This window comes from uncultured Winogradskyella sp., from assembly GCF_947495255.1.
Classification (GTDB): Bacteria; Bacteroidota; Bacteroidia; order Flavobacteriales; family Flavobacteriaceae; genus Winogradskyella.
Map to the genome: position 1 here is coordinate 68,130 of NZ_CANLYI010000002.1, position 11,732 is coordinate 79,861.

Consider the following 11,732-nt stretch of genomic DNA (forward strand, 5'->3'; position numbering starts at 1 on the left):
TGTAATATGTATCGTTTCCTAGCTATACTATCATTTTACAAGCCGTTTGTGGTTTGGTCGCTTCTGGTAACTGCTGTCGTTGCTTTTTTCAATGCACAGATTGCACCAGCAATTGCTACTAAACTATTTCTTACGGTTTTTGCATGGTATTACGTGAGTGAAACGCCTAATAAACGTAAATTAACATTTTATAAAAACAAAGGGATATCTCCTTTTCAGCTGTTTTCAATTATGTTTCTTGTAGACTGCTTTTTAACCATTATTTACTTAACTGTTTTTAGGGAATTCACTTAGATACCTTTAAATATTAAAAGTGAATAGAAATTTTTTATTAAAAATAAATGATATTTGAATTAGACAATGTAGAACTTTACTTTAAAAACAAACGCATTTTAAACGGTATTTACCTAAAAGCTGAATCAGGAAAAGTAACAGCTATTTTAGGAAGCAATGGTTGTGGAAAAAGTAGTTTACTCAACATTGCATTTGGTAATTTGAAACCAAAATATAAATTAGTAAGATTGAATAATAAGCCACTCTTAAAACCACTATATACTACAGGAATTACCAAATACCTACCTCAATATAATTTTATCCCTAATGGAATGAAACTTTCGTTTGTTTTTAAATTATATACGCTCAATTGGAATGTATTTATTGAAAAATTTGAAACTTTTTCAAAACACAAAGCGCATAAATTTAAAGACTTATCTGGTGGTGAACGCCGAATTATTGAAACTTACATCATTCTAAAAACAAAAAGTGAAATAATATTTTTAGATGAACCGTTTTCACATTTATCACCTATACATATTGAAACCGTTAAACAGATGATTGCAGAAGAAAGGAAAAACAAGGCCATTATTATCTCTGACCACATGTATCAACACATTATTGAAACTGCTGACGTTATTTATCTATTAAAAAATGGAACGACTAAAAAAAATAAGAAAACTTACTGAACTCGAAGATTACAAATATTTAAACGAAGGTAGTTTACTAAAAAATTAAGGTGCGGTAGAAGGCTTTATAATATTATCTAAATCTACAACCACACCAACACCTAAAATCTGTTTCCATTGTAATTTAGGACCAATAACAACAATTTCTTCATTAGTCATTTCATTGGTTTCAACTTCTATTTTAATATCGTTATCATATCTAAGATGCGACCCTAAGGTTGCCTTAACATACTTATTCACCTTCATATCCATATTGAGCTCCCATTCTAAATCAATATTACCAAAGCTATTTATATAGTCTGTATATAACCTTAAAAGGCTAGTAACTTTTATGTTTTCTAAAACTTCTTGTTCGTATTTGTTGGTTAATAAAATACCCAATTCTTGCTTTACTTTTTTACCTTCTCTTAATAAATTACCATCTAAATCATAGATTGCAGGATCCACACCAAAAGAACCCTTATTGGCTAAATCTTCGTCTAAAACAAAAGTTGTTTTTAACGTAAAAGGAGAAGCATAGAATGACAATCGTTCAATAAACCGACCATATTCCATTCCTAAACCTAGGAACATATAACCAGGAGCTAAAAATCTTGAAATCGGTTCATCTCTATCTGGATAATTAAAACCGTTAGCGAGCTGCGTATTAAAACTAAATTTCGCAGAATAAAACCAATTACTTTTTGGGTCTTTTTCTAAGCCAACGTTAGATATTACTTCAATAACATCTTCTGTCTTTCTTAGATTTTGATTGTCTTGTTTATTTAATCCGTAACGGATATTAAAATTAGAATTCCAATACCATTTTTCTTGTTTGTATTTGGCTTCGGCTTTACCTATAATAATTCCAGAGATAGAATTTGTACCACCAGAATTCCAATTGGTAAATGAAACTTGGTTAAGATTCAAACCAATTTCCTTTTTTGTTCGCCAACCTAATTGAACATCTTTGTTTTTCTTCTTTTGAAAAAACACAGAATCTGGCTGAGCAAAAAGCACGCCTGAACTTAAAATAAATACACTAAAAATGAACCACAAATTGGTTTTCATGCCCAAAAAATTTAATACAAGAATGTACCGTATTCACTATCGATAGTTAGTTTTTTCACTTCTGAAGTTTCAACTCTACCAATAATTTTAGCATCTACATTGAATGATTTTGAAATTTCAATAATAGCGTCAGCCACTCCTGGCTTTACATATAATTCCATTCTGTGACCACAATTAAATACTTGATACATTTCTTTCCAATCTGTTTTAGATTGTTCTTGAATGAGTTTGAATAACGGAGGAACCGCAAACATATTATCTTTTACAATATGAAGATTATCTATAAAATGTAGAATTTTGGTTTGTGCACCACCACTACAATGTACCATTCCATGTACGTCTTCACTATTAAATTTATTTAAAATAGCTTTTATAATTGGCGCATAAGTTCTGGTTGGTGATAAAACTAACTTACCAGCATCAATGGGAGAATTATCTACCGCATCTGTAAGTTTAGTTTGGCCAGAATAGACTAAATCTTCTGGTACAGCTGCATCAAAACTTTCAGGGTATTTTTCAGCTAAATACTTCGAAAACACATCGTGTCTTGCAGAAGTTAATCCGTTACTTCCCATACCACCATTATAGCCAGTCTCATAAGAAGCTTGCCCAAAAGACTCTAAACCAACAATAACATCGCCTTCATTTATATTAGCATTATCAATAACATCACTGCGCTTTATACGCGCTGTAACTGTAGAATCTACAATTATAGTTCTCACTAAGTCACCAACATCTGCTGTTTCTCCTCCTGTAGAATGAATAGTGACTCCAAAAGATTTTAAATCCTCTATTAACTCTTCAGTTCCGTTTATAATTGCAGAAATAACTTCTCCTGGAATTAAATTTTTGTTTCTACCAATTGTTGAAGAAAGCATTATATTATCCGTTGCACCAACACAAAGTAAGTCGTCAATATTCATAATTAACGCATCTTGAGCAATACCTTTCCAAACAGAAATATCTCCTGTTTCTTTCCAATACATATAAGCTAAAGACGATTTTGTACCTGCACCATCAGCATGCATTATTAAACAATAATCACTATCATTAGTAAGGTAATCTGGTACTATTTTACAGAATGCTTTTGGAAACAATCCTTTATCAATATTCTTAATAGCATTATGAACATCTTCTTTTGAAGCTGAAACACCTCGTTGCGCATATCTTTTACTAACCGAATTACTCATAGCATTACGTATTTGTTTGGTAGTGCAAAAGTAAGAATTGCGTTCAATTATAAGGAATGATTTGGTTGGAATTAATAACTGTTTTTAATTTTCTTTGATACATTTCCTTTTTCTTCTTACCTCCAAAATAAAAATTGAACCCTAAACCCATTCGAATTAATGCATCATCTGTATCGCCTTCTATAAGGCCATCAATATCATCTGAAAACAAATAATTGTATTCCCCAAAAAGCTTTAAGCCTATATGAGGTGCCACAATTAATTCAAAACCAAGACCGGCTTGCACTTTTGTCGCTGTTGACTCAAAATAATTAGCTGCATTGTAACCACCTCCTGCAAAAAGGAATGGACTAAATTTAGTATATGGAGAAAAGAGATATTCTAAATTAAGATCGAAAGACATAAACCCTTCATTAGACACATCTTTAATTGAAACATTATATTTATTGAATGTAACGTTAGCATTAAGATGGCTGGTAAGTTGGCGTTTATATCCTATTCTAAAATAAATATCGTATTCATATTCTGGGTAATCACCTTCCATTTGCAAAGATCCTGCTGCAATATCAATAGCATTTGTGCCTCTAAATTCTAAAAAAGTAAATTTACGAGTAATAACTCTTTCACTTTTAGATATAGAATCTTGAGAAAAAACTAAATTAAAACAACCGATAATCATTGCAACGCATAATAACTTTGCATTGAATTTAGAAATCATAAACTTTTTTGTTAGGAAATAAGTTTACGTTCTTATGGAAATTTGGGTGGAACTAGAATGATAAAAATAAAAAAAAAGGATCAACTCGAAATCCGAATTCATCCTCTATGTCATTGGTAATAAATACCAGAAGCGCAATCTTAACTCTTAAGATTCTGCTTGTAGTGTAGATTGAATGTTAACAACATTTTCTTCAGTCACTGAATTTAAGTCATCAGACTTATCCTGTGATAATACTAAAGTTGCCCCAACAAGAATTGCTACACTTAGTAGTAATTTTTTCATTTTTACAAATATTGATTAATAGCCCTACAAAAGTACACAATAACCGTATTTATAAAATGACTATTTTCAATTATTTACACTAGAAGCACCACCTTTTCGATAACTAGATTGAACTCATCGACAAACGACACTTTTCATAAAGTTTTAATGCCTTTATATACGTAGTTATACTTACACCTTTTTAATAAATCAATGAAAAACAAACCTTTATGAATGATGATAATTATTACTTTGTGAACAAAAGCTCTCTATATTTAGTTAATGGCCACAATTCATCATCAATCATTATTTCTAATTTATCACAATGATATCTTATATCTTCAAATAAAGGTTTTATCTTTTTACAATATCCTTCCGCTTTCTTTTCTATATTGGTCAGCTTATTTATTGTTTTACGAGTATCAATCATTTCTGTAACTAGAGAGTTAATAGCCTCAATATGTTGTGATATTTGCTCTATAAGCGACAATTGTTCTTTCGCAAACTCTTTAAAACGATCTCCATATATAGTTTTAAGGCCTGTAACATTTTCTATTAGTATGTTTTGGTATTTTACAGCTGTAGGCACCACATGGTTTCTAGCAATGTCACCACTTACCCTACTTTCAATTTGAATATGAAGTATATACTCTTCCATTTCAATCTCGTAACGCGCTTCGGATTCTACCTTATTAAGAACACCTAAACTTTCAAATAGTTCAATGGTTGATTTAGATTTTTTAATTTTAAGAGCTTCTGGAGTCGTCTTATTATTACTTAAACCACGTTTTTTCGCTTCTTTTTCCCAATCATCACTGTAACCATTACCTTCAAAAAGAATTTCTTTAGACGTTTTAATGTATTCTCTTAAAACATTGAAAATGGCATCGTCCTTTTTCATTGCTTTTTCTTCAATTAACACATCCACTTCTGCTTTAAAGTCTATTAACTGTTTGGCGACGATGGTATTTAAAATAGTCATTGGATTTGCACAATTTGCGGTTGAACCTACGGCTCTAAACTCAAACTTATTACCTGTAAAGGCAAATGCAGACGTTCTATTTCTATCTGTATTATCTCTTAAAATTTCTGGTATTTTACCAACAACATTCAACTTTAAATCCGTTTTTTCCTTAGGTGATAATTTACCTTTAGTTACAGACTCTAACTCGTTTAAAACTTTGGTTAATTGCTCACCAATAAAAACAGAGATAATAGCAGGAGGCGCTTCATTAGCTCCTAAACGATGATCATTACTCGCAGAAGCTATTGCTGCTCTTAACAACTCTTCGTGAGTCTGAACAGCTTTTATTGTATTTATAAAGAAGGTTAAAAACTGAAGGTTACTCATAGGTGTTTTACCAGGCGATAATAAATTAACTCCAGTGTTTGTACTTAGACTCCAGTTATTATGTTTCCCAGAACCATTGACACCTGCAAATGGTTTTTCATGCAATAAAACCGTGAAATTATGTCGCTTCGCTATTTTCTGCATCAAATCCATTAATAATGAATTATGATCTACTGCTAAATTTGCCTCTTCATATATAGGAGCTAATTCAAATTGATTTGGAGCCACTTCATTATGTCTTGTTTTAACAGGAATTCCTAATAACATACAATGATGCTCTAAATCTCGCATATAAGCCATAGCTCGCGATGGAATTGTACCAAAATAATGATCATCTAACTGCTGTCCTTTTGCAGGCGAATGACCAAAAAGGGTTCTTCCTGTTAGTAAAATATCTGGTCTAGAAGCTGCCAATGCTTGGTCAATTAAAAAATACTCTTGCTCCCAACCCAAAGAAGCCGTTACTTTCTTTACATTTTTATCAAAAAACTTACAAATTGCAACCGATGCACTATCAACAACTTGTAATGCTCGTAAAAGTGGTGTTTTAAAATCCAATGCTTCACCTGTATAAGACACAAAAACAGTTGGTATACATAAAGTCCCATCAAATACAAATGCTGGCGACGTTGGGTCCCAAGCAGTATACCCTCTTGCTTCAAACGTATTTCTAATGCCTCCATTAGGAAAACTAGACGCATCTGGTTCTTGCTGCACTAATTGGTCTCCTCCAAATTTCTCAATCGCCATTCCATCACCTATAGTTTCAAAAAAGGCATCATGTTTTTCTGCCGTTGCACCTGTTAATGGCTGAAACCAATGCGTATAATGTGTTGCGCCTTTAGAAATTGCCCACTCTTTCATTCCTGTAGAAATATGACCCGCTACATTACGATCAATTTTCGTTCCTTTCTCAATAGCTTCAGTAACACTTTTCAGCCCTGTCTTAGTTAAGTATTGACGCATAGCCACTTCATTAAAGACATTTTTACCAAAAATTTCTGAACGTCTTTTAGACTCTTTTATTTTAATAGGTTTACGCTCTAAAGACGATTTTACAGCATGAAATCTCAATGTTGACATATTGACAATATTTTAGGGCAAAAATACGAAATATTTAAAAATAACATAGCCACCCATTCAAAATTAGGGTTGTTAACAATAATTAAGTACATTTCGTCTAAATCACCCTGTTTTTTTTGACCAAACGAAAAAAAAAGCAATCTTTGTAACAATTATTTTAGATAAACAAAAATTTTATTATGGCAAAAATTAAATTAGAATACATTTGGTTAGATGGCTACTTCCCAACTCAAAACTTGAGAAGTAAAACGAAAGTAGAAGAGCACGAAAACTTTCAAGGTACAGTTGAAGAATTAGGTATGTGGTCTTTTGATGGGTCATCTACTAGACAAGCTTCAGGTGGTGCATCTGATTGCTTATTAAAACCAGTCGCAATTTATAAAGATCCAGACAGAATTAATGGATACTTAGTAATGACAGAAGTTTTAAATGCAGATGGTACGCCTCACGTTTCTAATGGAAGAGCTACTATTGATGATGATGATAATGATTTCTGGTTTGGTTTTGAGCAAGAGTATTTCATTATGGATACTAAAACACAATTGCCATTAGGTTTCCCAATTGGTGGATATCCTGCACCGCAAGGAATGTACTATTGTTCTGTTGGTGGAAAAAACACTCATGGTAGAGGTTTAGTTGAAGAGCATGCCGATTTATGTATCGATGCTGGTTTAAACTTTGAAGGTATTAACCAAGAAGTAGCTTCTGGTCAATGGGAATTTCAATTATTTGCTAAAGGTGCCAAAAAAGCAGGAGACGAAATTTGGGTTGCTAGATACTTATTAGATCGTTTAACTGAAAAATATGGTTACTATATTGAATACCACCCAAAACCATTAGGTAAGGATATGGACTGGAATGGTTCTGGTATGCACGCAAACTTCTCTAATGAAGTTTTAAGAACATGCGGCTCTGAAGAAACGTACGGAAAAATCTGTGAAGCATTTAGACCTGTAGTAAAAGAACACATTGCAGTTTATGGTGAGTTTAATGACCAACGTTTAACGGGTGATCATGAAACAGCTGCTATTACAGATTTCTCTTGGGGAATTTCTGATAGAGGTGCTTCAATTCGTATTCCAATTATTGCAGTTGAGAAAGGCTGGAAAGGTTGGTTAGAAGATAGAAGACCAGCATCTAATGGTGATCCATACAAAATTGCAGGTAGAATTATTAAAACTGTAAAGAGTGCTAATATCTCTTAATTAGCATTTATAATTATATTAAAAAAGGCTTGTAGAAAACTACAAGCCTTTTTTTTATGGCTGAGCCTTATTTAAGGGCCGTATAGATAAAGAATAAGTAAGCACCAAAAAGCACCACTCCTTTTATTCTTCCTATTTCAAATCGTTTTGGTATTATTATAAACGGAATTAAAATTGCTGCAAATGCAATCATCCACCAAATATTAGTAGATAATATTTCGGGCGTTTCAGGGTTTACAACAATTGGTTTTATAATAGCCGTTAAACCCAAAACCGATGCAATGTTAAATATATTAGAACCAATTAGGTTACCCAAAGACAGGGCTTTTTCTTTTTTTAATGCTGCAATAACTGAGGCTGCTAATTCTGGGACACTAGTACCAATAGCAATAACCGTAACCGAAATAGCATAATCACTAATACCAATAGAAGTTGCTAATTGTTTTGCGCCTTCAACCAACCAGTCTGACCCAAAATACAGTCCTGCTGCACCAATTAATAACCAAACTACAATCTTAAAATTTGAAACCACGGCTAACGAATCATCTACTTCGTCTGTATTTGCTTTTGTAGATTTACGAGAACTTCTTATTAATACAATTAAGAAAACTACCAAGGCCAGAAACATTATGCCTCCTTCTATTGCTGTAAGTACTAAATCATTTTTTAAAAAATAATAAAGCACAAAGGACAACATCATCATCATTGGCCAATTCAATTTATAGAAATCTTTATCTACTGCTAATGGAGAAATAATAGCTGTAATACCTAAAACTAATCCAATATTTGCAATATTAGAACCAATAACATTACCTAATGCAATATCTGAGACACCATCTAAGGCAGCTTGCAAACTCACTAATAATTCTGGAGCAGACGTTGCAAAAGACACAACCGTCATACCTATAACTAATTTTGATAATTTAAGCTTAAAACTTAAACCAACAGACGCTCTCACCAAAAAATCACCACCAACAACCAATAATGCCAAACCAGCAATAACTAGAAATAAACTCATCCTCTACTTTATAACTTATTTTATTAATGCCGCGAAGATAACATTTCATTTTAAGAGAAACTGAAAACTATGATTTTCGTTAAATAACTATTAATTTAGTTGCTTAACTATAAAAATAGTTATAGATTTGAATGAAATAATTAAAATAGACGATGCAAAAACTAACGAATAAGGAAGAAGAAATTATGCACATTTTATGGAAGCTAGAAAAGGCTTTTGTAAAAGATGTTTTAGCAGAAATAAAGATAGATAAGCCACATTACAACACTCTTTCTACAATTATTAGAAACTTAGAAGAAAAAGGTTACGTAAGTTATAATGCCTACGGAAAAACACATCAATACTTCCCTGTCGTCTCTAAAGAGGATTACAAAACTAAATTTATGAATACTGCTATTGAATACTACTTTAACAACTCTTATAAAAATGTAGTTTCCTTTTTTGCAAAAGAAGAGAAAATTAGTGTTGACGAGCTAAAGGAAATTATTAAGCTAATTGAAAACAAAAAATAATTATGGAATATCTATTAAAAGCTAGTGTAGTTATAGCCATATTCTATTTGTGCTTCCATTTATTATTAAAAAAAGAAACCTTCTTTAATCAGAACAGATGGTTTTTACTAATTGGTATTATCATTGCTTTAATTTTTCCGTTTTTAGTAATTCCTGTTCAAATAACAATAGAACCAATAATAGCAACTGATAACACTTTTGTAATTACCGACAATTCATTTTCAACTCTTCCTGTTTCAACTCCAGAAGCTTCTTTTGAATGGCAATCACTTCTTCCTATAATATATAGTATTGGATTTTTAATTTTCACAATTCAATTTTTGCTTCAATTTGGATCACTAATTTGGTTGTTACTTAAAAATCCAAAAAACAAAGATGGTATTTACACCTATGTTATTGTGAATAATAAAATCTCTCCATTTTCATTTTTTAAATGGATTGTTTATAACCCAGAATCTTTTACACAATCAGAATTAGACCTAATGATGACGCATGAAAAAGTACATGCATCGCAACTCCACTCTATAGACATTTTATTAATTCAACTTGCGTGCAGTATATTTTGGTTTAATCCATTTATATGGTTTTACAGAAAAGAAGTAAGACAAAATTTAGAATATATCGCAGATTCTAAAACCCAGGCTAGTATCAACAACCAAAAAGAATACCAACGTCTATTATTAAAAACCAGTGTTGCTAATCACAACATTTCATTTTCAAATAACTTTTATAATTCATCAATTAAAAAACGAATCCTTATGTTAAAACAATCAAAATCAAACAAACAAAGACAATGGAAATACTTATTAATACTCCCACTTTTAGCTGGTTTATTAATGAGTATGAATACTGAAACTATTTATATTGAAACAAATGAAACTGATGCTATCCTAAAATCTAGTATTACAACCGAAAAAGATGTAAACGTAAAGCATATAGAATTAATTAATAACTCTAATACTATTGAATTGGTGGTTACAAAGAACACAACCAATAGAGAATTAGCATCTATGACTTCTGCCATTGAAGAAAAAGGTGGCACACTAGTATTCAGTCAGATTCAAAGAAACGCAAACAATGAAATCACTAATCTATTTTTAAAATTAAACAATCATAGTTATGGTGGTGGAAATTCAAAAAACGGAATAGACGCTTTTATTATCTATAAAGAATTTTTTGATTTAGGAGGTGGCTTTGTTGGCAGAATCAATGGAGCAACTTTACATTTTGACGATAAAGACAATATACATAACAAAAAAGCAACATCAGCACTTAAAAAAAGAGCGTATAAAGCGATTATAAAATCTGGTATACAAACAATAGATGTTTTGCAACCACAAAAAAATCTTAAAGAAACACCTTCAACTAAACAAGAAAACATTAAAATCATCTTCTCAAAAGAGATTACGAATAAGCAATTAGATGCCATTAGAAAAGAATTACAATCTAATGGAATTGAGATGACTATAAATAAAATAAAACGTAATAATGATGGTTTAGTTTCTGTTCTTAATATTGATTTTAAAACCAAAAATGGATCTACTAATTATAGTATAAAAGATACAAAAGGCATTAAACCTTTTTACTTTGAAATGAAAACCGATGGTAGTTTTGGAGTTGCAGCAATTGAACAAGAAAAGAATATAACTAATAGTGAGAGCATTAATAATGCAATAACTAAAGATAGTATTTATACGGATGCGAATTCAAATACTAGCGCTAAAACCAATAAGAACAAGAGAAATAGTGTAAAATATTCTAGTGATAACATTCAGCCTTTAATTATAGTTGACGACAAAGAAATAAGTAAAGAAGACTTAAAAAATATAAAAGCAAACCAAATAGAAAATTTAGTTGTTTTAAAAGACGAAAAAGCAATTAAAAAGTACGGAGAAAAAGGTAAACATGGCATTATTGAAATCACCTTAAAGGATGAAAAAGATTTAGACGACAATATTTCTACAAAAAACAATAATGAAAAATCAGAAAGCGCTGAAATGACCAACATATCTTTTACTTCTAATGAAGATTCTAATAAGAATGGATATATCGCCTATATTTCAATGGATACAACAGATGATGTTTTAGAAAATCATAAAACAAATCTTAGCAAACAAGGTATAACCATTAAATACACAAAAATAAAACGTAATAACGCTGGTGAAATTACTACTTTAAAAATTAATTTAAAAGACAACAAAGGAGGAGAAAGTAATGCGAGTTGGAAATCGAATCAAGGTATTCCTAAAGTAGAATTCGGAATTGCTAACGGTTCTTTAGTCGCTAGTTCCCATGATTAATATTTTTAATTACTTCAAATAATCTTTATAACTAAAAAAAAGCCAAACTACATTGCAATAGTTTGGCTTTTACTTTGAT

The 11,732-nt window shown here is 31.2% G+C and carries 11 protein-coding genes; 5 read left to right on the forward strand and 6 right to left on the reverse strand.

What is annotated here, in order from left to right; translation table 11 throughout:
- The first annotated feature begins 6 nt into the window (after positions 1-6).
- Positions 7-294, forward strand: coding sequence for a hypothetical protein (locus tag Q0807_RS03020; RefSeq protein WP_299106240.1), 288 nt, complete (start codon positions 7-9; stop codon positions 292-294).
- A gap of 47 nt (positions 295-341) precedes the next feature.
- Positions 342-962 carry an ATP-binding cassette domain-containing protein gene (locus Q0807_RS03025; protein WP_299106241.1) on the forward strand — a complete coding sequence of 207 codons (621 nt, stop codon included), beginning with the start codon at positions 342-344 and terminating at the stop codon, positions 960-962.
- Positions 963-1,007: 45 nt separating this feature from the next.
- On the opposite strand, the gene Q0807_RS03030 is transcribed toward Q0807_RS03025, so the two are convergent.
- From Q0807_RS03030 to Q0807_RS03050, 5 genes are all read right to left on the reverse strand, one after another.
- A complete protein-coding gene (locus Q0807_RS03030; RefSeq protein ID WP_299106242.1) occupies positions 1,008-2,012 on the reverse strand; it encodes a DUF3078 domain-containing protein in 1,005 nt (334 codons plus the stop codon).
- An 11-nt stretch (positions 2,013-2,023) separates the two neighbouring features.
- Positions 2,024-3,202: an AIR synthase related protein gene (locus Q0807_RS03035; RefSeq protein ID WP_299106243.1), complete on the reverse strand. Its 1,179-nt coding sequence runs from the start codon at positions 3,200-3,202 to the stop codon at positions 2,024-2,026.
- A gap of 43 nt (positions 3,203-3,245) precedes the next feature.
- A complete protein-coding gene (locus tag Q0807_RS03040; RefSeq protein ID WP_299106244.1) occupies positions 3,246-3,920 on the reverse strand; it encodes an outer membrane protein in 675 nt (224 codons plus the stop codon).
- Positions 3,921-4,067: 147 nt separating this feature from the next.
- On the reverse strand, positions 4,068-4,205 hold the full coding sequence (locus tag Q0807_RS03045; protein WP_299106246.1) for a hypothetical protein: 138 nt from the start codon (positions 4,203-4,205) through the stop codon (positions 4,068-4,070).
- A 226-nt stretch (positions 4,206-4,431) separates the two neighbouring features.
- Positions 4,432-6,618: a glutamine synthetase III gene (locus tag Q0807_RS03050; protein WP_299106248.1), complete on the reverse strand. Its 2,187-nt coding sequence runs from the start codon at positions 6,616-6,618 to the stop codon at positions 4,432-4,434.
- A gap of 179 nt (positions 6,619-6,797) precedes the next feature.
- Here Q0807_RS03050 and Q0807_RS03055 point away from each other — a divergent pair, with 179 nt between their 5' ends.
- A complete protein-coding gene (locus Q0807_RS03055) occupies positions 6,798-7,823 on the forward strand; it encodes a glutamine synthetase beta-grasp domain-containing protein (RefSeq protein ID WP_299106250.1) in 1,026 nt (341 codons plus the stop codon).
- Positions 7,824-7,890: 67 nt separating this feature from the next.
- Here Q0807_RS03055 and Q0807_RS03060 read toward each other — a convergent pair whose 3' ends face one another.
- On the reverse strand, positions 7,891-8,841 hold the full coding sequence (locus Q0807_RS03060) for a calcium/sodium antiporter (RefSeq protein WP_299106252.1): 951 nt from the start codon (positions 8,839-8,841) through the stop codon (positions 7,891-7,893).
- A 152-nt stretch (positions 8,842-8,993) separates the two neighbouring features.
- Here Q0807_RS03060 and Q0807_RS03065 point away from each other — a divergent pair, with 152 nt between their 5' ends.
- The gene (locus Q0807_RS03065) at positions 8,994-9,353 is read left to right on the forward strand and encodes a BlaI/MecI/CopY family transcriptional regulator (RefSeq protein ID WP_299106254.1); all 360 of its coding nucleotides are present in this window, start codon (positions 8,994-8,996) and stop codon (positions 9,351-9,353) included.
- Positions 9,354-9,355: 2 nt separating this feature from the next.
- Positions 9,356-11,653 (forward strand): M56 family metallopeptidase, encoded by a 2,298-nt coding sequence (locus Q0807_RS03070; protein WP_299106256.1) that lies wholly within the window; start codon positions 9,356-9,358, stop codon positions 11,651-11,653.
- The last annotated feature ends 79 nt before the right edge of the window (positions 11,654-11,732 follow it).